Source organism: Pantoea sp. GM01, from assembly GCF_000282675.1.
Taxonomy (GTDB): Bacteria; Pseudomonadota; Gammaproteobacteria; order Enterobacterales; family Enterobacteriaceae; genus Pantoea; species Pantoea nemavictus.
Genome location: NZ_AKIU01000080.1, coordinates 1 through 22639, shown reverse-complemented (window position 1 = coordinate 22639; position 22639 = coordinate 1). Strand labels below are relative to the sequence as shown.

At 55.5% G+C, this 22639-nt stretch carries 24 protein-coding genes; 16 read left to right on the top strand and 8 right to left on the bottom strand.

The annotated features are described in order from the left end of the window. The first annotated feature begins 3 nt into the window (after positions 1 to 3). Entirely contained in the window at positions 4 to 1287 is a 1284-nt protein-coding gene (locus PMI17_RS20305) for a cytosine deaminase (protein WP_007892249.1), read from the top strand. Positions 1288 to 1320: 33 nt separating this feature from the next. Here PMI17_RS20305 and tsgA read toward each other — a convergent pair whose 3' ends face one another. Continuing rightward, positions 1321 to 2499, bottom strand: coding sequence for an MFS transporter TsgA (gene tsgA / locus PMI17_RS20300; RefSeq protein ID WP_007892246.1), 1179 nt, complete (start codon positions 2497 to 2499; stop codon positions 1321 to 1323). A 263-nt stretch (positions 2500 to 2762) separates the two neighbouring features. Between tsgA and ppiA the strand changes: the two genes are divergently transcribed. The 5 genes from ppiA to PMI17_RS20280 all read left to right on the top strand — a co-directional run bounded on the left by ppiA (position 2763) and on the right by PMI17_RS20280 (position 6111). After that, a complete protein-coding gene (ppiA, locus tag PMI17_RS20295) occupies positions 2763 to 3335 on the top strand; it encodes a peptidylprolyl isomerase A (protein WP_007892242.1) in 573 nt (190 codons plus the stop codon). 98 nt (positions 3336 to 3433) lie between these two features. Then, positions 3434 to 3604: a YhfG family protein gene (locus PMI17_RS24980; protein WP_007892241.1), complete on the top strand. Its 171-nt coding sequence runs from the start codon at positions 3434 to 3436 to the stop codon at positions 3602 to 3604. Next, positions 3594 to 4187 carry a putative adenosine monophosphate-protein transferase Fic gene (locus PMI17_RS20290; protein WP_007892240.1) on the top strand — a complete coding sequence of 198 codons (594 nt, stop codon included), beginning with the start codon at positions 3594 to 3596 and terminating at the stop codon, positions 4185 to 4187. The genes PMI17_RS24980 and PMI17_RS20290 overlap by 11 nt, the downstream gene beginning before the upstream one ends. Before the next feature lie 40 nt (positions 4188 to 4227). After that, positions 4228 to 4803, top strand: coding sequence for an aminodeoxychorismate synthase component II (locus tag PMI17_RS20285; RefSeq protein ID WP_007892238.1), 576 nt, complete (start codon positions 4228 to 4230; stop codon positions 4801 to 4803). 87 nt (positions 4804 to 4890) lie between these two features. Then, positions 4891 to 6111, top strand: a complete 1221-nt coding sequence (locus tag PMI17_RS20280) for an aspartate aminotransferase family protein (protein WP_007892236.1) — start codon at positions 4891 to 4893, stop codon at positions 6109 to 6111. Here PMI17_RS20280 and PMI17_RS20275 read toward each other — a convergent pair. Next, positions 6108 to 8186 carry a YccS/YhfK family putative transporter gene (locus tag PMI17_RS20275; protein ID WP_007892235.1) on the bottom strand — a complete coding sequence of 693 codons (2079 nt, stop codon included), beginning with the start codon at positions 8184 to 8186 and terminating at the stop codon, positions 6108 to 6110. The two genes, PMI17_RS20280 and PMI17_RS20275, sit on opposite strands and share 4 nt — an antisense overlap. A gap of 58 nt (positions 8187 to 8244) precedes the next feature. After that, entirely contained in the window at positions 8245 to 8877 is a 633-nt protein-coding gene (gene crp / locus PMI17_RS20270) for a cAMP-activated global transcriptional regulator CRP (RefSeq protein WP_003852956.1), read from the bottom strand. Positions 8878 to 9181: 304 nt separating this feature from the next. On the opposite strand from crp, the gene PMI17_RS20265 reads away from it, so the two are divergent. Then, positions 9182 to 9586 (top strand): OsmC family protein, encoded by a 405-nt coding sequence (locus PMI17_RS20265; RefSeq protein WP_007892230.1) that lies wholly within the window; start codon positions 9182 to 9184, stop codon positions 9584 to 9586. 96 nt (positions 9587 to 9682) lie between these two features. Here PMI17_RS20265 and PMI17_RS20260 read toward each other — a convergent pair whose 3' ends face one another. The 3 genes from PMI17_RS20260 to PMI17_RS20250 form a co-directional block, all read right to left on the bottom strand. Continuing rightward, positions 9683 to 10552, bottom strand: coding sequence for a phosphoribulokinase (locus tag PMI17_RS20260; RefSeq protein WP_007892226.1), 870 nt, complete (start codon positions 10550 to 10552; stop codon positions 9683 to 9685). A 61-nt stretch (positions 10553 to 10613) separates the two neighbouring features. Then, positions 10614 to 10832: a YheU family protein gene (locus PMI17_RS20255; RefSeq protein WP_007892223.1), complete on the bottom strand. Its 219-nt coding sequence runs from the start codon at positions 10830 to 10832 to the stop codon at positions 10614 to 10616. A 2-nt stretch (positions 10833 to 10834) separates the two neighbouring features. Next, entirely contained in the window at positions 10835 to 11851 is a 1017-nt protein-coding gene (locus tag PMI17_RS20250) for a hydrolase (RefSeq protein ID WP_007892221.1), read from the bottom strand. A gap of 60 nt (positions 11852 to 11911) precedes the next feature. Here PMI17_RS20250 and PMI17_RS20245 point away from each other — a divergent pair, with 60 nt between their 5' ends. After that, on the top strand, positions 11912 to 12514 hold the full coding sequence (locus PMI17_RS20245; RefSeq protein ID WP_007892219.1) for a LysE family translocator: 603 nt from the start codon (positions 11912 to 11914) through the stop codon (positions 12512 to 12514). Position 12515: 1 nt separating this feature from the next. Here PMI17_RS20245 and PMI17_RS20240 read toward each other — a convergent pair whose 3' ends face one another. Further along, a complete protein-coding gene (locus PMI17_RS20240; RefSeq protein ID WP_007892217.1) occupies positions 12516 to 13496 on the bottom strand; it encodes a LacI family DNA-binding transcriptional regulator in 981 nt (326 codons plus the stop codon). 234 nt (positions 13497 to 13730) lie between these two features. On the opposite strand from PMI17_RS20240, the gene tauA reads away from it, so the two are divergent. The 4 genes from tauA to tauD are packed head-to-tail and all read left to right on the top strand — an operon-like array spanning position 13731 to position 17150. Further along, on the top strand, positions 13731 to 14711 hold the full coding sequence (tauA, locus tag PMI17_RS20235) for a taurine ABC transporter substrate-binding protein (RefSeq protein WP_007892215.1): 981 nt from the start codon (positions 13731 to 13733) through the stop codon (positions 14709 to 14711). Between the two features lie 11 nt (positions 14712 to 14722). Next, positions 14723 to 15490: a taurine ABC transporter ATP-binding subunit gene (gene tauB, locus PMI17_RS20230; protein ID WP_007892213.1), complete on the top strand. Its 768-nt coding sequence runs from the start codon at positions 14723 to 14725 to the stop codon at positions 15488 to 15490. Continuing rightward, positions 15487 to 16314: a taurine ABC transporter permease TauC gene (tauC, locus tag PMI17_RS20225; protein ID WP_007892209.1), complete on the top strand. Its 828-nt coding sequence runs from the start codon at positions 15487 to 15489 to the stop codon at positions 16312 to 16314. The genes tauB and tauC overlap by 4 nt, the downstream gene beginning before the upstream one ends. Next, positions 16311 to 17150, top strand: a complete 840-nt coding sequence (gene tauD / locus PMI17_RS20220; protein ID WP_007892207.1) for a taurine dioxygenase — start codon at positions 16311 to 16313, stop codon at positions 17148 to 17150. The genes tauC and tauD overlap by 4 nt, the downstream gene beginning before the upstream one ends. Before the next feature lie 131 nt (positions 17151 to 17281). Here the strand turns inward: tauD and PMI17_RS20215 are convergent, their stop codons facing one another. Continuing rightward, complete coding sequence (locus PMI17_RS20215; RefSeq protein WP_036621953.1) at positions 17282 to 19186, bottom strand: ABC transporter ATP-binding protein; 1905 nt, start codon at positions 19184 to 19186, stop codon at positions 17282 to 17284. 115 nt (positions 19187 to 19301) lie between these two features. On the opposite strand from PMI17_RS20215, the gene kefG reads away from it, so the two are divergent. The 4 genes from kefG to slyD form a co-directional block, all read left to right on the top strand. Then, positions 19302 to 19853 carry a glutathione-regulated potassium-efflux system ancillary protein KefG gene (gene kefG / locus PMI17_RS20210; protein WP_007892205.1) on the top strand — a complete coding sequence of 184 codons (552 nt, stop codon included), beginning with the start codon at positions 19302 to 19304 and terminating at the stop codon, positions 19851 to 19853. After that, entirely contained in the window at positions 19853 to 21655 is a 1803-nt protein-coding gene (gene kefB / locus PMI17_RS20205; protein WP_007892204.1) for a glutathione-regulated potassium-efflux system protein KefB, read from the top strand. The genes kefG and kefB overlap by 1 nt, the downstream gene beginning before the upstream one ends. A gap of 45 nt (positions 21656 to 21700) precedes the next feature. Further along, positions 21701 to 21895 (top strand): YheV family putative zinc ribbon protein, encoded by a 195-nt coding sequence (locus PMI17_RS20200; protein ID WP_007892203.1) that lies wholly within the window; start codon positions 21701 to 21703, stop codon positions 21893 to 21895. Between the two features lie 193 nt (positions 21896 to 22088). Continuing rightward, a partial coding sequence (slyD, locus tag PMI17_RS20195) for a peptidylprolyl isomerase (RefSeq protein ID WP_007892201.1) occupies positions 22089 to 22639 on the top strand: 551 nt, incomplete at its 3' end.

Sequence of the window (22639 nt, the reverse complement as noted above, 5' to 3'; positions counted from 1 at the left end):
GGCATGGCAAACCCGTCACTGAAGTGGATTAACAACCTGCGTTTAGCGGGTCAGCAAGGCTTGTGGCAAATCGAAATCGACAACGGCAAAATTGCGCACCTTCGCCCGCAGCCGTCGCAAACCGCAGCACAGCCTGACACGTTGGATGCTGAGGGCGGACTGGCGAGCGCACCCTTTATCGAGCCGCACATACACCTCGACACCACGCAAACCGCCGGTGAGCCTGCATGGAACCAATCGGGTACGCTGTTTGAAGGCATTGAACGCTGGGCGGAGCGTAAAGCGTTGCTCAGCCATGAGGATGTTAAACAGCGCGCGCAGCAAACGCTAAAGTGGCAAATCGCCAACGGTATTCAGCACGTGCGCACGCATGTTGATGTCTCCGATCCCACGCTTACCGCGTTAAAAGCGATGCTGGAGGTGAAAGCGGAAATGGCACCGTGGATCGATATCCAGATTGTGGCATTTCCGCAGGAGGGCATTCTCTCTTATCCCAACGGTGAAGCCTTGCTGGAAGAGGCGCTGCGCATGGGCGCGGATGTGGTTGGCGCAATTCCGCATTACGAATTTACCCGCGAATATGGCGTCGAGTCGCTGCATAAGACGTTTGCGCTGGCCAATCGCTACGATCGTCTGGTGGATGTGCATTGCGATGAGATTGATGATGAGCAGTCGCGCTTTGTCGAAACGGTGGCGGCGCTGGCGCATCGCGATGGCAACGGTGAACGCGTCACCGCCAGCCACACCACGGCGATGCACTCATACAACAATGCTTACACGTCGCGGCTGTTTCGCCTGCTCAAGCTTTCCAATATCAATTTCGTCGCCAATCCGCTGGTGAATATCCATCTGCAAGGGCGCTTTGATAGCTATCCCAAACGTCGCGGCATCACGCGGGTGAAAGAGCTGCTGGAGGCCAATATCAACGTCTGTTTCGGGCACGATGATGTGTTCGATCCCTGGTATCCGCTTGGCACCGCCAGCATGCTGCAGGTGTTGCATATGGGACTGCACGTCTGTCAGCTGATGGGCTACGAGCAGATCGATAACGGATTACAGCTGATTACAGCGAACAGCGCCAAAACCCTGCAGCTGGCGAATTACGGTATTCAGCCGGGCCACGAAGCCAGTTTGATTATTCTGCCGGCGGAGAGTGGATTTGATGCCGTGCGGCGTCAGGTGCCGGTGCGTTATTCGCTGCGCAGAGGGGTATTAGTGGCAGCGACGCAGCCAGCCAGCAGTGAGATCTATTTAGCGGAAAAAGAAGCGGTAACGTTTAAGCGGTGAAGAGCAGGGCGGAGCGAAGTCCGCCCGTCAAACTTAGTGGGTAACGTGGCCATGCTGGCGATGTTTGGTCACAAAGCCCAGCAGAACACACATCACAAACACCACGGCGTACAAACCGTTGGCGGTAGAGAGCGCCGCATGTGCGCCACCGGTTGCCACGATTGGGCCGGTCACCACGAACGTCAGCATGGTGCCGACGGTGCCGCAGGTCAGGATGAAGTTCACCAGTTTCGGTGAAGAGACCTTGGTTTGCAGCGAGCCCAGCGTGATGATGGTGGTGTAAATGGCGCTAGAGCTGAAGCCCAGCGTCATGATGATCCAGTGCAGCATGCCAGCATCTTTGGACGTGACGAACCAATACATCAAACCCGTTGCCAGTGCTGCCAGCACCATCAGAATGCGTTGCAGATCGAAGAAGCGCAGCACGAAGCTAAACACCCACATGCCGACCATATACGCGGTCCAGAAATTACCGACCAGTTGACCGGCAGCGGCAATATCCATGCCCATTGATTTGGTGGCGTATTCCGGTACCCAGGAGATGAAGCCGAGCTGGCCAAGGATGTAGCAAAGTGCCGCAATCGACAGGAACAGTACGCCGATGCCCCACTTCTCTTTCTCCACGCCTGGCTTAGCAGCCTCGCTTTTCAATACCGGGAACTCGATGAACAGCGTTAGCACAAAGATCGCGACATAAATCACGCCGATGCAGGCATAGACCCAATACCATGGCAGCGCACGCGCTAGCAGGATACCGGCGATAATCGGGAAAATGGTGCCCGCCATGCTGAAGAATGAATCGGTGAATAGCAGACGTGCGCCGCGTTGACGACCGTCGTACAGATGGGTGATCAGGAAGGTGCCGATCGACATGGTAATTCCGCTGACCACGCCGAGTACGAACATGCACAGCGAGAAGACGGTGAGATCGTGGCTGGTCATCAGGCCAGCCACGGCGAGGATCATCAGCACGAAGCCAAAAATCAACTGACGCTTCAGCGGCACAATCACCATCAGCCAGGCGTTCAGAAACACCGACACCAAAATGCCCGCATTAAGGAAAGTAAAGGTGTTGCTCATTTCTGAGATAGGGCGTTGGAAGTACTGCGCGATATTGTCCAGCACCATACCGGTTACGATCACCAGTGCGCCGGTGAGCGCATAGGAGAAATAGCTAATCCAGGTAAGGCCGAGCCGATTACGGTTTGTCATGTTCTGAACCTGTGAAGCGCCGAGATTGGCAAAAAAGTGTCATGAATTGTAAGTGCAACTGTGATCTTAATAAACAACGAGTGAAACAAGCAGGAACTATTTCACTAAGAGTGTGATTTTAATCACGCAAATGATTGCGCGGCGGCAAAAGTATGACAATCGCAACATCCACGTAAATATCGGTAAAACGCTGGCTCTTGGATCACATGCTCTTTACAATCAATCTCGTTTTTGAGCTAGCTCTCCATGGTAAGGAATCTTTCATGCTTAAACGTACTTTAACAGCGGCCGTTGCCCTGTTAGCGCTCTCTTCTGTATCTTCTGCCGCTCTGGCAGCCAAAGGGGATACACATGTGCTGCTCACCACGTCTGCGGGCAATATTGAACTCGAACTGAACAACCAGAAAGCCCCGGTTTCGGTGAAAAACTTCGTCGATTACGTCAACAATGGTTTCTACAACAACACCATTTTTCACCGCGTTATTCCTGGCTTTATGATTCAGGGCGGCGGATTCACGACGGATATGCAGCAGAAGCAGACTGTTGCGCCAATCAAAAACGAAGCCGACAACGGCTTGCGTAATCTGCGTGGCACCATTTCAATGGCGCGTACCGCAGATAAAGATAGCGCCACCAGCCAATTCTTCCTCAACGTGGCAGATAACGCGTTCCTCGATCACGGTCAGCGTGATTTTGGTTATGCGGTGTTTGGTAAAGTTGTGAAAGGCCAGGATGTGGTCGATAAGATTGCTCAGGTGCCGACCAAAGATGTGGGCCCGTACCAAAATGTGCCGTCAAAACCGATTGTTATCCTCTCCGCCAAAGTCCTGCCTTAATCGCGTAACGCGCCATATTCTATTGGCGCGTCATTTCATCTCCGGCAAAGCAAAAAATTGCTGCTTATACTTAGGGCTCATTGCTTGCCGGAGGCGCTATGACCAGCAAACTCACCGAGAAACAGAAAGCCACGTTATGGCAGCAGCGCCGTGCTGCGAGCTATCAAGCCAGCTGTCGCCTGGCCGGTTACACGTCGAGTGAACCTTTAATCGATGCAGAACACGCCGAAGAACGACTGGCGTCGCTGAGGAGACAATATGGCGGATAACAGCTTAGCGGTGCGCGATCCCTACCTGTGGCATAACGACAGCGTGCTGAAGAATCGCCTCGACATTCACGACGAAGCGCAGCTGCGTAAAGCCGAACTGGCCTTCAGCAGCGCGCGTCTGGCGACGTTAGAACTGGGGCCGCGCAGCATCGGCTTGCCGCGGTTGTGCCATATTCATCGCACGCTGTTTCAGGATCTTTACAGCTGGGCGGGAGAGCTGCGCACTATCGATATCTGGCGTGATGAAACGCCCTATTGCCACTGCGAATACATCGAGAAAGAGGGCAATACGCTGATGCAGGCGCTGGAAGAGGAGCGCGGTTTAGCCGACCTGCCAGTGGAAACGTTCACGGCGCGCATCGCCCATTACTATTGTGAGATTTTCGTCCTGCATCCGTTCCGCGCTGGCAACGGACGCGCGCAGCGCATCTTCTTCGAGCAGCTGGCGTTGCACGCCGGTTATCAGCTGTCGTGGGAAACACTCGAACGCGAGGAGTGGCGCGCCGCGATCTCGGCTGGCGTCGCGGGCGATCTGGATCCGCTTACTGCCCAGTTTGCGAAAGTGGTGAGCCCGGTCAGCTAAATGGGTAGAATAGCGCCGCTTTTACTGGCCGGAGGGCGCTATGCTGCTGCTAATCGATAACTACGACTCCTTCACCTGGAATCTTTACCAATACTTCTGCGAACTCGGCGCGGATGTGCGCGTGGTGCGCAACGATGCCATTACGCTGCAAGAGATTGAAGCGTTGCCGCTAACGCATCTGGTGATTTCGCCAGGCCCGTGCACGCCGGATCAATCCGGCATCTCGCTTACCGCCATTCGCCACTTTGCCGGGCGCGTACCGATTCTCGGCGTTTGCCTTGGGCATCAGGCGATCGCCCAAGCGTATGGTGCGCAGGTGGTACGTGCGCGGCAGGTGATGCACGGTAAAACCTCGCGCATACAACACAGCAATCAAGGCGTGTTCCGCAACCTGAATAACCCGCTTACTGTAACGCGCTATCATTCGCTGATTGTGGCGCGTGATACGCTGCCCGCTGAGTTTGAAATCACCGCGTGGAGCCTGCGCGACGGTGAACCGGATGAGATTATGGGCTTCCGCCATCGCACCTTGCCGCTGGAAGGCGTGCAGTTCCATCCGGAAAGCATCCTCAGTGAACAAGGCCACCCACTGCTGGCTAATTTCCTCAGCGCGTAACTTATGTTTGCCTTCGTGTGATTTTTTATGCATATTTTGTGATTATATTTTCACATTATCTCAACATATAACCCGATGAGGTCATCAATGGCAGCGGAAAAACTAGCGGTAACCCGGGAAACGTTCGATAACGTTATTTTGCCTGTTTATGCACCTGCGCAGTTTGTGCCGGTTAAGGGCAAAGGCAGCCGAGTGTGGGATCAGCAGGGCAAAGAGTATATCGATTTCTCAGGCGGTATCGCGGTAACTGCATTGGGCCATTGTCATCCGGCGCTGGTGGAGACGCTGAAAACCCAGGGCGAAACACTGTGGCATACCAGCAATGTGTTCACCAACGAACCGGCGCTGCGTCTGGCCAGCAAACTTATTGCTGCCACTTTTGCCGACCGCGTGTTTTTTGGTAACTCCGGCGCAGAAGCCAACGAAGCAGCCTTCAAGCTGGCACGTTATTACGCCTGTAAAAAACACAGCCCGTTTAAGAGCAAAATCATCGCCTTCCATAACGCCTTCCACGGTCGCACGCTGTTCACGGTCTCGGTTGGCGGGCAGCCGAAATATTCCGATGGCTTTGGGCCAAAACCGGCGGATATCGTGCATGTGCCCTTCAACGATCTCGACGCAGTAAAGGCGGTGATTGACGATCACACCTGCGCCATCGTGGTGGAGCCGATTCAGGGCGAAGGCGGCGTGGTACCCGCTACGCAGGCGTTTATGCAGGGTTTACGCGCATTGTGCGATGAACATAACGCGCTGCTGGTGCTGGATGAAGTGCAGAGCGGCATGGGCCGCAGTGGCAAACTGTTTAGCTACGAGCATTACGGCATCAAGCCCGATATTCTCACCAGCGCAAAAGCGCTGGGCGGCGGATTCCCGGTGAGCGCGATGTTAACCACCAACGACATTGCATCGGTGATGGCGCCAGGCGTACATGGCACCACCTACGGCGGCAATCCGCTGGCCTGTGCGATTGCTGAAACCGCGCTGGATATCATCAACACACCGGAAGTACTGGAGGGTGTGGAAGCGCGCCGTCAGCAATTTGTTGAAGCGCTGCAAGCCATCGACAGCAAATTCGATATTTTCAGCGAGATTCGCGGCAAAGGCCTGCTGATAGGTGCCGCGCTGAAGCCGCAGTTCGCCAGCAAAGCACGCGATATCCTCAATGCTTCCGCAGCGGAAGGGCTGATGATTCTCACCGCTGGCACCGATGTGATTCGTTTTGTGCCGTCGCTGGTAATTGAGCCAACCGATATTGCCGAAGGCATGACGCGTTTCGCGACGGCGATTGAAAAGGTGCTGGCCGCTTAATCCGCTTTCGGACGTAACACCTTGAGCCAGCGGCCATGATGCGGTCGCTGGCTCCACGCCAGTGAAGAGATGGTGTGCATGACGTTAAGGTGCTGCAAAATCCGCTTCACGTGCTGTTCGACAATCGTAACCGGCCCTTCGTTAAGATTCTCCGGCGCTTCCAGAATATTGCTGTCGTTGCCCGGCCCGTCATACGCCAGCCGCTGCTGACAACGCTGCAGCGCAATTTCACAAGATTGCAGATAACGTTCCGCCAGCTTCGCCGTCAACATGGTGTGCTCGCGCGCCAGAATCGTCATGGCGTTAATGTGCTCAACGATAAACTGGCTGTGCGTCACCCACATGCGCATATCTTGCAGATATTTCAGGTTAAAGCCCGGCTCGCTCGATGCCTGGTTCAATGAGTTGAACAGCGCATTGTGTGCCTGGTTAACCTTGATACGCTGATACGCCAGCTTCTCCGGCGACTGCTCCGGGCCAAGCAGCAGCTGCAGCGCTTCCTGATATGCTTCCAGCGCATCGTGCGCATTCTTGCGCAGCAGTCCGCTTTGCCACTGCGGCCACAGCCAAATCATGCCGGCGAAAGCAATCAGGCAGCCCATCAAGGTATCCATCATGCGCGGCAACAAGAACTGCGCGCCGTTGAGCGACAGCAGCTGCAGCGAATACACCGCAGTGACGGTGAAGCCAATCATCGACCAGCCATAATATTTCCGCGTGATCAGATAGCTCGCCAGCGTAATGCCCAGCATAAACAGCAAGGTGATCGATTCTGGCACCGCCAGCTGCAGCGAGGCCGCGGCAATCAATAAACCGGCAAAGGTGCCCAGCGCACGGTGCTGAATACGCACGCGCGTGGCGCTATAGCCGTTCTGGCTGACGAACATAATCGTCATCAAAATCCAGTACGGTTTAGGGATATTGAAGAACAGTGCCAGCGAGCTGCCAAACATCAGCATCACGGCGAAGCGGGCCGCAGTGCGTAAGGCGGTGGATTTGAACGACAGATAACTGCGCAGTGCTGGCAACAGCGGTAAACGACGTTGACGATCGGCCATCAGGTCGCGCGTGTAGAGCGGTTTCTGCGTGCGCAATACGCGGGCGATGCGGCTGAAGTGGTAGAGGCAGAAATTGCCGACCGGATTATCCGGATGCTGGCGGGCAATTTTCTCTAGTGCGCCGAGCTGTTTCTCCATATGAAAGCGATCCGGCAGCTGATGATAGAGAATGGCATCGGCCAGCACGCGTAACCGTGCGGAGATAATTTTGGCGTTCCAGCGGATCACCGCTTCAGCGTGACTCTCCTCCACCAGCTTCTGCACCTCTTCAGGCTGATGCAGGCTGACCGAGATGTGTTCCTGTAAATCCAGCGCTACCTGGAAGGCGCGCGTCAGGCGCTTGTGGCTGTTATCGCGGCTGGCCGACAGCATATGCATTTGCTGGTAGCAGGTGGTAATGAGATCGACCGCCTTTTGCTGACGTGCCAGCAGCGGTGGCAGCGCTTTTTCCGGATCGGTTAGCTGCGTCAATAAGGTGTACTTGGCATCGCAATAATCGGCCAGTTCGCGGAACAGCAGGCTGAGTGATTCGCGCATCGGCTGCTCTTTCCACAGCCAGAACCAGAACCAGTTGAATAAGCCATACCACAGCGTGCCGCCAATATAGAGCAGCGGCGGCACCCATATCGGCATACGCCCAACCAGGCTGAGCGTAAAGATGGCGGCGATTAAAGTGGCGGGCAGCAGGCGCGCATGCAGCGGGCCGATTTCGCCGGTTACGCCGATCAGCAGCGGCAGCGCCAGCAGGATCAGCGGCAGCGGAATCTGGTAAGCGGTCAAAATTTGCATCAGGAAACTGCCGGTGGCAAACAGCGAACCACCGACAATCAGGCGTTTGAAGAAGCGTTTATGCGGCGTATCCAGACCCGCCATATTGCAGCAGGCAGGCACTAACGAGAACAGCAGACCTTTTTGCAGATCGCCAAACAGCCAGCCGAGAGCCACAGGCAGGCACAGCACCAGCGTTTGCCGCAGCGCATAGTTAACTTCAGGATGATAGATGATTCGGCGCCACATCAGCTCATCGCAAATAGAAACGGCGCGATGTTGCCATCACGCCGTGGGTGAGAAGAAATTAGCGGGTGCCGTAAACGACGATGGTTTTACCGTGTGCGGAAATCAGATTCTGATCTTCCAGCATTTTCAGGATACGGCCCACAGTTTCGCGTGAGCAGCCCACGATCTGACCAATCTCCTGACGGGTGATTTTGATTTGCATGCCGTCTGGGTGAGTCATCGCATCTGGCTGTTTAGCCAGATTAAGCAGCGTTTGCGCAATACGTCCTGTCACATCAAGGAAAGCGAGGTTGCCCACTTTCTCCGATGTTACTTGCAGACGACGCGCCATTTGCGACGAAAGTCGCATTAAAATATCCGGGTTTACCTGAATCAGCTGACGGAATTTTTTGTAGGAAATTTCAGCCACTTCGCAGGCAGACTTCGCACGCACCCAGGCACTACGTTCCTGGCCTTCTTCGAAAAGACCGAGTTCGCCGATGAAATCTCCCTGATTGAGGTAGGAGAGAATCATCTCTTTGCCTTCTTCATCTTTAATCAGTACCGCTACGGAACCTTTAACGATGTAGTACAGCGTTTCCGCTTTCTCACCCTGATGGATGAGCGTGCTTTTGGATGGATATTTGTGAATATGGCAATGGGACAGGAACCATTCGAGTGTAGGGTCTGTTTGCGGTTTGCCGAGAACCATTCGCTATTATCCTCTGTTGTAATCGTGCCCAAAATACAGGGGGCATTTTTTCCCTGTCAGGCGGTTTAATCGTCGAGCGTTTCCAGTAATGGAAAAATTATTCCGGGTCATTCTTAAGCTACGCTTTTGATTCTTCCCGCCTTCGTCTGTAACGACGAAAATATTTTCAGCACTGTTTGTAGCACAGCTTTTGCGAGCTGTCTTGTGTTGTCTCGCTTCAGCAAACGGGGGAATAGTCTGGATTGCTGTTTATCAGGTGAAAGCGTAATCTGGCGGCAAAACCGCCGCTTCAGGAGAAAGAATCATGCAGGCACGAGTGAAATGGGTGGAAGGTCTTACCTTTCTCGGAGAATCCTCATCCGGTCATCAGGTATTAATGGACGGTAATTCCGGTGATAAAGCGCCAAGTCCTATGGAGATGGTGCTCATGGCCGCCGGCGGTTGTAGCGCCATTGATGTGGTGTCGATTCTGCAAAAAGGGCGCAGCGATGTCGCCGATTGCGAAGTCAAACTGACGTCAGAACGCCGCGAAGAAGCACCACGCATTTTTACCCATATCAACCTGCATTTTATCGTCAGCGGCAAAGCGTTGAGCGACAAAGCTGTAGCGCGCGCGGTTGATCTCTCTGCGGAAAAATACTGTTCGGTGGCGATCATGCTGGGCAAGGGCGTGGAAATCACCCACAGCTATGAAGTGATCGAGATTTAATGCTTCCAGGTGCGCATCAATGCGCACCCTACGAAATCATCGCGTTTTTGTAGAGTCGCCATTCATGGCGACCGGTTCCATCCCGGCGAGTAACCCTCACTCAATCCGTTTTCCTTCAATTAGTCGCTGAACCAGCGGTAGCATTATCAGCTCCATCGCCAATCCCATTTTGCCGCCCGGCACCACCAGCGTATTAATGTGGGAAATAAACGATCCCTGAATCATCGCCAGCAAATAGGGGAAGGCGATACCTTCCAGCCCGCGGAAGTGAATCACTACGAAGCTTTCATCGAGTGATGGAATTTCACGTGCGGCAAACGGGTTTGAGGTGTCAACGGTTGGCACGCGCTGAAAGTTGATGTGCGTGCGTGAAAACTGTGGCGTGATGAAGTTGATGTAATCCTCCATCGAACGCACCACCGAATCCATCACCGCCTCACGTGAATGGCCGCGCTCGCCGGTGTCGCGCACCAGCTTCTGAATCCACTCAAGGTTAACAATCGGCACCACGCCCACCAGCAGATCGACATGCTCCGCCACATTCTGCTGCTGTGTGACCACGCCGCCGTGTAAGCCTTCATAGAACAGCACATCGGTGTTTTCCGGCAGCGGTTGCCACGGCGTGAAGGTGCCGGGCACCTGATTCCACGGCACGGCTTCATCGTAGGTGTGCAGATATTTCCGCGATTCGCCCAGGCCGGTTTTACCGTAATGCTTGAACGTTTTCTCCAGTAAGCCAAAGTCGTTGGCTTCCGGGCCGAAGTAGCTGATGTGGCGGCCGAGATCGCGCGCTTTGCGGATCGCCATGTCCATTTCCGGGCGCGTGAAGCGATGGAAACTGTCGCCCTCTAATTCCGCCGCATGCAGATTAAGCTGCTGGAAAATCTTGCGGAAGGCGAGGCTGGTGGTGGTGGTTCCGGCACCGCTGGAACCGGTGACGGCAATAATTGGATGCCTGGCTGACATAACAGAGCTCCCTGTGAGGTCCGGCGATGAGCATTGTTACCACGAATTGCGCTTGGGTGCATCAGCCGCGGAATTCACCCTTCGGCATGATATTGATGGATTCATGCAGTTCTGACCACACTAACACGACGTCGCCGCGCTCTAGCTGACGCCGCACATCGGCAACTTTTTGCAGCAAACTGCGCTCCTGCTCGCCGTAATCGGTGCCTTCGCGTAACACAAAGGTTTCAATCAGATTTTCCAGCGTGTCCGCTTCGAGTTCTTGCCAGGGAATAATCACAATTACACATCCAGATACGTTGAGAGCCAATCGGGTACGCGCTGTTCCAGCCACATTTTTGGTTTAAGCAAGCTGCCGCCGACGAAGCCAACGTGGCCACCGTGCTGCGTCAGCTGATACTGCGTGGAGGCTGACAGCTGTTCGGGGCGCGGGATCACGGCATCGGTCATAAAAGGATCGTCTTGCGCATGGATGATCAATAACGGTTTGCGCACGCCGGTCAGCAGCGGCATGGCGCTAGCACGTTGATAATAGTCGTTCGCGTCAATAAAACCGTGCGCACGTGCGGTTATCGCATCATCAAATTCGCGTAAGCGGCGAAAAGCGCGCAGTTGGCTGAGATCGACCGGCAACGTGCCGGGCCAGGCGTGTAATTTACGCGTGGCGTTCTTCTTCAGCCGCGTCAGTAAATAGTGCTGATAGAAACGCGAGAAGCCGACATCCAGTTTGGTGCTGCACGGCTCGAGCGCCAGCGGTGCTGAGATGGCGATGGCGGCATCAATGGGCGCATCGTTACCTTGCAATCCCAGCAGGCAGGCCAGCATGTTGCCGCCGAGCGAAACACCCACCGCAGCCGTCGGCACCGTGCCCCATTCACGCTGCAGCCAGTGCAGGAAAAAGGTGGCATCTTCGGTCTCACCGGAGTGATAGATGCGCTCCAGGCGGTTCGGTTCGCCGCTGCAGCCGCGGAAGTGCATCACTACCGCCAGCCAGCCACGTGCCTGACACGCCTGCATCAAGCCGTGCGCGTAGGGGCTGCGAAAGCTGCCTTCCAGGCCATGAAACATCACCATGCGCGGCTTGTGACGCGCCTGCGCCGGATCTTCGCTCCACGCTAAATCAACAAAATCGCCGTCCGGCAAGTCAAGACGCTGCCAGTGCGGACGTAAGGTGACGCGGCGGCGCAGAATGCGCGGCAGCAGCGTTTGCAGGTGCGCGTTAGTGAATCCGCGCAGTGGTTTAAAGCGCTCGCCGCTGGGGCGATCAAAATAGCTTGGGTAAAGGCTTGTCTGATGCATAAGTCGCTGATAGCTTCGATGGGTTGTTCGCTTTACTGGGTGAGGAGCACCCGAATATACATGGAACTGAGTCTTTTTTTATCAATGTTAGGTTTTCTTTGGGTCGCAGCCATCACGCCCGGGCCCAATAATATGTTACTTACCGCCTCTGGTGCTAATTTTGGCTTCCTGCGCACCATCCCGCTGCTCATTGGTATCATGATTGGTATGCAAGTCATGTTGCTGATGGTGGCATTTGGTATCGGCAGTCTTATCCTGCTTTATCCCTCACTACATCTGATCCTGAAGATTGCCGGTAGCCTCTATCTGCTGTGGCTGGCGTGGAAAATCGCTACCGCCGCGTATGAAAAGCTGGAAACCGACGATGTCACGGTGAAGCAGATGCCATTCTGGCAAGGCGGTTTGCTGCAGCTGATCAACCCGAAAGCCTGGCTAATGGCGCTCGGTGCGGTGGCCAGCTTCAGCCTGGCGGGCACGGAATATCTTCATTCGGTGGTGGCGATTAGCCTCGGCATGTTGATGGTGAACGTGGTTTCCGGCGTGATCTGGATGGGCTTTGGCTCAATGATTGGACGTTTGCTGTGCAGCCCACGCGCATGGAAAATCTTCAATCTGGCGATGGGCTTGCTTACCGCGGCCTGCGTGTTGCTGATCTGGCACTGAGTTAACTGGAAGCGCGCTCGACGCGCTTCCAGGGCAATACTTCATGCACCATCGCTGAGTTTGGCTGACGAATGCGCTGCAGCAGCAGTTGCACGCTGCGTGCGCCCATGCGATTCATCGGCTGCTCAATGGTGGTCAGCGGTGGATTCAGGCTGCTGGTAAAGTTAATGCCATCAAATCCTACTACCGCTAAATCTTCCGGCACGCGCAAACCCGCTTCCAGCGCTGCATGTATTACGCCAACTGCCAATACATCCGATACTGCAAACACCGCATCGGGCGGTTCTGGCTGCGCCAGCAGTTCGCGCAACGCCGCGCTGCCGGCCTCGCAGGTAATATTCTCGGCGTACGCTACGCTGCCCCAGTTCAGTTCCAGCTGTTCCAGCGCATCGCGATAACCCTCTTCGCGCTGATGTGAATAGAGGTAGCGCATATCACAGTTGACCAGCGCAATGCGGCGACGGCCTTTGCCCGCCAGATAACGCACGGTTTCAAACGCCGCTTCTTTATTATCAATCGCCACGCTGGAGGCCTCGATTGACGGATCGTATTCGGCACACTGCACCCAGGGCGCGTCGCCAATCAGCTCCTTCAATCCCTGCAAACAGCCGGCGGCATCCATGGTGATCACGCCATCCACGACTTTACCGGTGAGCAGCGCAATATAGGCCGCTTCGCGCCGCAGCTGTGATCCTGAGTTACACAGCAGAATGTGATAACCCTGCGCTTCAGCTTCTGCCTCAATGCCCTGAACCACGCGCGAGCAGAACGGATTGGTGATGTCAGGAATCAGCACCAGTAGCATATGGCTTTGAGCAGTACGTAACTGGCGCGCCAGCAAATTGGGTTGATAGTCGCAGATGTCGATCGCCGCCAGCACTTTGGCACGCGTATCCGGACGCACGCCCGGATTGTGATTCAAAACCCGTGAAACTGTGGCTTTTGACACGCCAGCTAAATGCGCGACTTTCTCAATCGACATGGATTTGGGACCGTTAGTAGAGGGGTGAAAAATGAGAAGTCTATCAATATCACAGTCCTATTGTGAGCGCGTGACATATTTACCGATTTACCTGTTCTTTCCATTTGCACTTTTTGCATAGCCTTGCCCGATGTTGATCTAAGAACGGATCGTCATTAGGGATAATTTTTAATTCCTTTATGAAATTACTGCTGCTGGAGAAACTGCCATCACAAAAACACATTGGGGTGAACGATGATGGCAGTGAAAAAAACAATAACGGCAGTCGCAGCGGCTCTGGCCCTGATGGCGTTCCAGGCGCAGGCGGTCAACGTGACCGTGGCGTATCAAACTTCGGCTGAACCGGCCAAAGTGGCGCAGGCGGATAACACTTTCGCCAAAGAGAGCGGCGCCACCGTGGACTGGCGTAAATTCGATAGCGGTGCCAGCGTGCTGCGTGCACTGGCGTCGGGCGACGTCCAGATCGGTAATATCGGTTCCAGTCCGCTGGCCGTGGCCGCCACGCAAAAGCTGCCGATTGAAGCTTTCCTGCTCGCCTCGCAGCTGGGCAACTCTGAAGCGCTGGTGGTGAAGAAAACCATTAAGAATCCTAAAGACCTGATCGGCAAGCGCATCGCCGTGCCGTTCATCTCTACCACCCATTACAGTTTCCTCGCGGCGCTGAAGCATTGGGGCATCAAACCTTCCCAGGTGACGCTAGTTAACCTGCAGCCACCGGCGATTATTGCTGCCTGGAAGCGTGGCGATATTGACGGCGCCTACGTGTGGTCTCCGGCAGTGAATGAGCTGGAGAAAGACGGCAACGTGCTGACCGACTCCTCGCAGGTGGGTAAATGGGGCGCGCCGACGCTGGACGTATGGGTCGTGCGTAAAGACTTCGCGCAGCAGCATCCGGAAATTGTCACCGCGTTTGCCCGCAGCGCCGTAGAAGCGCAGCAGGCTTATATCGCTAATCCTGATCAATGGCTGAAGCAGTCAGATAATCTGAGCAAGCTGGCGCGCCTGAGCGGTGTGCCGGAAGCGGATGTGCCAGTGCTGGTGAAAGGCAACACTTACCTGACGGCGCAACAGCAGGTCGAGCAGCTCGGCAAGCCGGTGAACAAAGCGATTGTTGATACCGCAAACTTCCTGAAAGAGCAGGGCAAAGTGCCGGAAGCGGACAACGATTACAGCAGCTTCGTCACCACGCGATTCGTTGCACCCTTAGCGAAATAACCGGAGGCCGTATGCTCAACATCACCAACCTCAATGCGCGTTACGCCGGTCAACCCGCGCTGCAGGACATTAACCTGCAGCTGGGCAGCCGCGATCTGCTGGTGGTGTTGGGGCCATCCGGCTGTGGCAAAACCACGCTGCTGAACTTAATCGCCGGCTTTCTGCCGCTGGAATCCGGCAGCATCACGCTGGATGGCAAAGCGGTACAAGGGCCGGGCGCTGAGCGCGGCGTGGTATTTCAACATGAAGGATTGCTGCCGTGGCGCAACGTGATTGATAACGTTGCGTTCGGTTTGCAACTGGCGGGCATGGCGAAAGCGGAACGCCATACCATTGCACGTCGTTTAATCCGCAAAGTAGGACTGGAAGGTGCAGAGCAGCGTTTTATCTGGCAGCTCTCTGGGGGTCAACGTCAGCGCGTGGGCATAGCGCGTGCGCTGGCGGCTGATCCTCAGTTGCTGCTGTTAGATGAGCCGTTTGGCGCGCTGGATGCGTTTACCCGTGAACAGATGCAAACCCTGCTGTTGACGCTGTGGCGTGATACCGGCAAACAGATTCTGCTGATCACCCATGACATTGAAGAGGCGGTGTTCCTCGCCAGCGAACTGGTGCTGCTATCACCGGGGCCGGGCCGCGTAGTCGAACGCCTGAAGCTCGATTTTGGTCAGCGCTATGCCGCCGGAGAACCGTGCCGCAGTATTAAATCCGATCCGGCGTTTATTGAACGGCGTGAATATGTACTGAATCAGGTCTTTTCCCAGCGTGAGGCATTTATATGAGTGCGGTGATTGATGAGAAAACCCAAACGCGTCGTCGTGGACTGCGCTGGCCGTTCTCCCGCCAGTTCTCACTCAGCTTGCTAAGCGTTGGCTTACTGCTGCTGTTGTGGTGGGGTATCACGGCGCTGGGCTTAATTGCGCCGCTGTTTTTACCGCCGCCGCAGGTGGTACTGCAAAAGCTGATCTTGATCGCCAGCCCGCAAGGCTTTATGGATGCCACTTTATGGCAGCACTTAGCTGCCAGCCTGGCGCGTATGCTGGTCGCGCTGTTCTTTGCTGCGCTGATTGGCATTCCGGTTGGCATTGCGATGGGCTTAAGCCCAGCGATTCGCGGCCTGCTTGACCCCCTCATTGAACTCTACCGCCCGGTGCCACCGCTGGCCTATCTACCGTTGATGGTGATTTGGTTTGGCATCGGCGAAACCTCAAAAATTTTACTGATTTATCTGGCGATTTTCGCACCGGTGACCTTATCGACGCTGGCCGGCGTGAAGAATGCGCAGCAGGTGCGGATTCGTGCCGCGCAGGCGTTAGGCGCCTCGCGCTGGCAGCTACTGCGCTTTGTGATTTTGCCTGGCGCGCTGCCGGAAATTCTCACCGGCTTGCGTATTGGTCTGGGTGTCGGTTGGTCAACGCTGGTGGCAGCGGAACTGATTGCCGCTACGCGTGGACTGGGCTTTATGGTGCAGTCGGCCGGTGAGTTTCTTGCCACCGACGTCGTGCTGGCCGGGATCGCCGTCATTGCCCTGATTGCCTTTAGCTTAGAACTGGGTCTGCGCGCCTTGCAGCGCCGACTGACGCCCTGGAATGGAGAACAGCAATGAACGAACGTCTTACTTTTACCGCTCTGGGCCCGAATATCGGGGCGCAGGTCAGCGATGTCGATCTCAGCCGTCCGCTGAGCGATGCCCAGTTTGAACAGCTCTATCATGGCCTGCTGCGCCATCAGGTGCTTTTCCTGCGTAATCAGGTGATTACCCCTGAGCAGCAGCGTGCACTGGCGATTCGCTTTGGCGATCTGCATATTCACCCGGTCTATCCGCATGCGGAAGGTGTGGAGGAGATCATCGTGCTGGATACGCATCAGGACAATCCGCCGGACAACGACAACTGGCACACCGACGTCACCTTTATTGAAACACCACCGGCGATTGCCATTCTGGCTTCGAAGCTGCTGCCAGCAAGCGGCGGTGATACTTTGTGGTCAAGCGGAATTGCGGCGTATGAGGCGCTGTCCGCGCCGTTTAAACAGCTGTTGAACGGGCTGCAGGCGGAGCACGACTTTAAGAAGTCGTTCCAGGAGTACAAATACCGCAAAACTGAAGAAGAGCATCAGCGCTGGCAGCAGGCGGTTGCGAAGAATCCGCCGGTGCAGCATCCGGTGATTCGTACGCATCCGGTCAGTGGACGCAAGGCGTTGTTTGTGAACGAAGGTTTTACCACGCGCTTGCTGGGACTAAGCGAGAAAGAGAGCGATGCGATGCTTAACTTCCTGTTCTGGCACACCGCGAAGCCGGAGTTTCAGGTGCGCTGGCGCTGGCAAGAGAATGATGTGGCGATCTGGGATAACCGCGTAACGCAGCACTATGCGAATGCAGATTATTATCCGGCGCGGCGGGTGATGCATCGCGCGACGGTGTTGGGGGATAAGCCGGTTTAAGGCTGGCCCTCACCCTAACCCTCTCCCGCAGGCGGGAGAGGGAATGTTTAGGTGGTGCTCTGTATTGAATTTGTGCTCGATCGGCTCCCTCTACCGCTTGCGGGAGAGGGCTGGGGTGAGGGCGTCGTACATCACTGTGCCAGCATCTGCTCCAGCTGTTCCTGCGCATCCAGCCACGCCATTTCGACCTCTTCCAGTGCGGCCTTACTCTCCGCCTGGCGCTGTAATGCCACATTCAAATCGGCTTTGCGGCTCTGATCGTAAATCGCGCTGTCGGCCAATTGCGCTTCAGCATCGCTCAACTGGCTCTGCCACTTCGCCATCTGCTTCTCAAGCTTCTCGATCTCTTTACGCAGCGGCTGGGTTTGCGCACGCAGTTCGGCGTCGCGGCGCTTCTGATCTTTGCGCGACTGCGCGCTGTTGCCGTTATCCTGCTTCGGCGCGGCATCCTGTTGGGCTTGCTGCTTCTGTAGATCGCTCAGCCACTGCTGGTAATCCTCCAGATCGCCCTCAAACACATCGACCTTGCCGTCATGCACCAGATAGAGATCGTCGGTGGTGGCGCGCAATAAATGACGATCGTGCGAGACCACCACCAGCGCGCCTTCGAAATCTATCAATGCTTCGGTCAGCGCCTGACGCATATCGAGATCGAGGTGGTTAGTCGGTTCATCAAGCAGCAGCAGGTTGGGGCGCTGCCAGACAATCAGGGCCAGCACCAGCCGCGCTTTCTCACCACCGGAAAAACGTTCGGTGATTTCGCTAACTTTATCGCCCTGGAAGCCGAAGCCACCCAGATAGTCGCGCAGCTGCTGTTCGAGCACTTTTGGTGCAATGCGTGACAAATGCTGCAGTGGCGATTCATCAGCGCGCAGGTACTCCAGCTGATGCTGAGCGAAGTAACCGAGTTTGATGCCTTTCGCCAGGCCGACTTTGCCATCCAGCGCTTCAAGCTCACCGGCTAACAGTTTAATCAGCGTCGATTTACCCGCGCCGTTACGACCAAGCAGGCCAATGCGTGAACCTGGCACCAGATTGAGTTTGATGGCGTCGAGAATGATGCGTTCGCCATAACCCGCAGTCACCCTTTCCATCTTCAGCAACGGATTGGGCAAGCTTTCCGGCGCGCGGAAGCTAAAGCTGAATGGATTATCGACGTGTGCGGGCGCAATTAGCTCCATGCGCTCCAGCATTTTAATGCGGCTCTGTGCCTGCTTAGCTTTGGTCGCCTGAGCGCGGAAGCGATCGATATACTTCTGCAGGTGTGCGACTTTTTCTTGCTGGCTCTGGAACAGTGCTTGCTGCTGCGCCAGCTTGGCGCCGCGCTGACGTTCGAACGAGCTGTAGTTGCCGGTGTATTCGAACATCGTCTGTTGTTCGATGTGGATGATCTTATCGACCACCGGATCGAGGAAGTCGCGGTCGTGCGAAATCAGCACCAGCGTGCCTTCGTAGCTTTTCAGCCAGCGCTCCAGCCAGATTACCGCGTCAAGATCGAGGTGGTTGGTGGGTTCATCCAGCAGCAATAGGTCGGAACGGCACACCAGCGCCTGGGCAAGGTTGAGGCGCATGCGCCAGCCACCGGAAAAATCACTTACCGGCCGCATTAATTGTTCCTGGCTAAAGCCCAAACCGTGCAACAAACTGGAGGCGCGAGCGGGTATGCTCCACGCCTGAATCGCATCCAGCCTGCCGTGCAGCAGCGCGATGGCGTTGCCATCGTTGCGCGCATTGGCGTCGGCTAATTCAGATTCAAGCTGACGATATTCGCGGTCGCCGTCGATAACATACTCCAGCGCGGGTTTACTCAGCGCCGGGGTTTCCTGATTGACCCATGCCAGCGCCCAGTTACTGGGGAAAGTGGCATTGCCTGCATCGCTGCTGATTTCGCCCTTCAGCAATGACAGCAGCGTCGATTTACCGCAGCCGTTTTTACCCACTAAGCCAACTTTCTGGCCGGGGTTAATGGTAGCCGTTGCGTTATCCAGCAGCACGTTGGTGCCGCGGCGAATTTGTAATGCTGAAAAGACAATCATAAGCGCCGTATCGTCAGAATATGTTAATTTATCGGCAACATAATTCGAGAATGATTTGTTGCGTCGAGCATGGTAGCGGAATTCCTGTGCCATGACGACGCTTTGGAGGGGAACGATGTCGCAGCCACCTAAAATATTGCTGCTTTATGCCCATCCGGAATCACAGGATTCGATTGCTAATCGGGTTTTGCTGCAGTCGGCTATGGAACTTGACCACGTCACGGTGCACGATTTATACGCCCACTATCCGGATTTTTTTATTGATATTCACTATGAGCAGCAGTTGCTGCGCGAGCACCAAATCATCGTATTCCAACATCCGCTTTATACCTACAGTTGCCCGGCGCTCCTGAAAGAGTGGCTGGATCGCGTGCTGTCGCGCGGTTTTGCCAGCGGTCCTGATGGTAATGCGCTGGAAGGCAAATACTGGCGCAGCGTGGTGACCACCGGTGAGCCGGAAGCGGCTTATCACCATAGCGGCCTGAATCGCTATCCGATGAGTGACATCATGCGGCCGTTTGAGCTCACGGCGCAGATGTGCCGCATGCACTGGATGACGCCGATGGTGATTCACTGGGCGCGTCGGCAGACGCCGGAAGTGATGCGCAATTTTGCGCGGGCGTACGGCGACTGGCTGGCTTCACCGCTGCCGCAAGGAGGGGTGTGATGGAGGGGGAAACGTTACTGACGGCCGGCGTCATTTATCTGGTCGCGGCGGTGCTGATTGTGCCGATTGCGGCGCGCCTGGGCATTGGCGCGGTGCTGGGCTACTTGCTGGCGGGTATCGCGATTGGCCCGTGGGGTTTGGGTTTCATCAGCGACGTTGAGGAGATTCTGCACTTCTCTGAACTTGGCGTGGTGTTCCTGATGTTTATCATCGGCCTGGAACTTAACCCGTCGAAACTCTGGTCGCTGCGCCGTTCAATATTTGGCGTGGGCGCGGCCCAGGTGCTGATTTCCGCGGCGATTCTGGGCGGATTACTGTGGCTAACCGACTTTAGCTGGCAGGCGGCGGTGATTGGCGGGATTGGCCTGGCGATGTCGTCGACGGCGATGGCGCTGCAGCTGATGCGTGATAAAGGCATGAACCGCAGTGAATCTGGCCAGCTCGGCTTCTCGGTGCTGTTATTCCAGGATTTAGCGGTGATTCCCGCGTTGGCGCTGGTGCCACTGCTGGCGGGCGGCGACAGCGGTCACGTTGACTGGTTGAAAATTGGCATGAAAGTGCTGGCGTTTGCCGGGATGCTGGTGGGTGGGCGCTATCTGCTGCGTCCCATTCTGCGCTTTATCGCCGCATCTGGCGTGCGTGAGGTGTTTACTGCGGCGTCACTGCTGCTGGTGCTGGGGTCGGCACTGTTTATGGACGCGCTGGGCCTGTCGATGGCGCTGGGTACCTTTATCGCCGGTATTCTGCTGGCGGAAAGTGAGTATCGCCACGAACTGGAAGTGGCCATCGAACCGTTTAAAGGGCTGCTGCTTGGACTGTTCTTTATCTCGGTAGGTATGGCGCTGAATCTCGGCGTACTTTACACCCACATTGTTGAAATTTTGCTGGGCGTGGTGATTCTGGTCACGGTGAAAACGCTGGTGCTGTATGTGCTAGGTCGTATTTACGGCCTGCGCAGTTCAGAGCGCCAGCAGTTTGCCGGGGTGTTAAGCCAGGGCGGGGAATTTGCCTTTGTGCTGTTCTCTGCGGCGTCATCGGCGAAAATGTTTAGCGGCGACCAAATGCCGCTGTTGCTGGTGACGGTAACACTGTCGATGATGACCACACCGCTGCTGATGAACGGTATCGACCGTTTACTGGCGCGTCGCTTTAATGAGCCCGATGAGAATGCCGAGAAGCATTTTGTTGAGGACGATCGGCCGCAGGTAATTGTGGTGGGCTTTGGTCGTTTTGGTCAGGTGGTCGGTCGTTTGCTGATGGCGAACAACAAGCGCATTACGGTGCTGGAGCGCGATATCTCTGCGGTGAGCCTGATGCGTAAATATGGCTACAAGGTTTACTATGGTGATGCCACCGAACTGGAGCTGCTGCGAGCGGCGGGTGCGGAGAATGCGCAATCCATCGTGATCACCTGTAATGATCCGGAAGATTCGATGACCATCGTACATCTGTGTCAGCAGCACTTCCCGCAGCTGGAAATCCTGGCGCGTGCCCGAGGCCGTGTTGAAGCACACGAACTGTTGCAGGCAGGCGTTACGCTGTTCTCACGTGAGACCTTCTCCAGTGCGCTGGAGTTGGGCCGCAAGGCGCTCATTACGCTGGGGATGCATCCGCACCAGGCGCAGCGCGCGCAGCAACACTTCCGCCGTCTGGATATGCGCATGCTGCGCGAACTGGTGCCGAGCCATGATGACAACGCGCAGGCTTCGCGTGTGCGTGAGGCGCGACGTGAGCTGGAGGATATCTTCCAGCGCGAGATGCAGCATGAAAAACGCCAGATTGACGGCTGGGATGACGAGTAGGGCTACACTTAAGATATCCGTTCATTAACGACGGCAGGAAACAGTATGCGTAAACAATTTATTGCCGGTGCGGTTTGCCCGCACTGCCAGGAGAAAGACACGTTAGCGTTGTGGCGTGAAAACAATGTTGATGTGGTGGAATGCGTCGAGTGCGGCCATCAAATGCGCGAAGCGGATAAGCAAGTGCGCGATCAGGTGCGCAGCAATGAGCAAGTGATCGGCATTTTTCATCCTGAGTAGCGCAATGGCTCAGCTTTTTTTAAGCTTGAACTTACAGCGGGATTGAATTCCGCTACAATCGGCGCCATTAACGCTGAGCAGTATGCAGCAACACATTTGTTGGCATCCTCAGTCTTGAACCTTTCTGGTTGGTTATTGCTCGCAAAATTGACCAATGGGACGGGATCTTAGTTCTCAACGGTTAGGAGATATCATGAAAGTAGCAAAAGACCTGGTGGTGAGCCTGGCGTATCAGGTTCGTACCGAAGACGGTGTGTTGGTTGACGAGTCACCGGTGAGTGCACCGTTGGACTATCTGCACGGTCATGGTTCCCTGATTTCTGGTCTGGAAAAAGCGCTGGAAAATCATGATGTAGGCGATAAGTTTGACGTGCATATTCCGGCAAATGACGCTTACGGTCAGTACGATGACAACCTGGTACAGCGCGTACCAAAAGACGTGTTTATGGGCGTTGACGAACTGCAGGTTGGCATGCGCTTCCTGGCAGAAACCGATCAGGGTCCAGTACCGGTAGAAATCACCGAAGTTGAAGATGAGCACGTCGTGGTTGATGGTAACCACATGCTGGCGGGTCAGAACCTGAACTTCAACGTGGAAGTTGTCGCGATTCGCGCAGCGACCGAAGAAGAGCTGGCGCACGGTCACGTGCATGGCGCGGATGGTCATCATCACGATCATGACCACGACCATGGTCACGATCACGGCCAGGGCGGCTGTGGCACTGGCGGTTGCGGCTGCAGCCA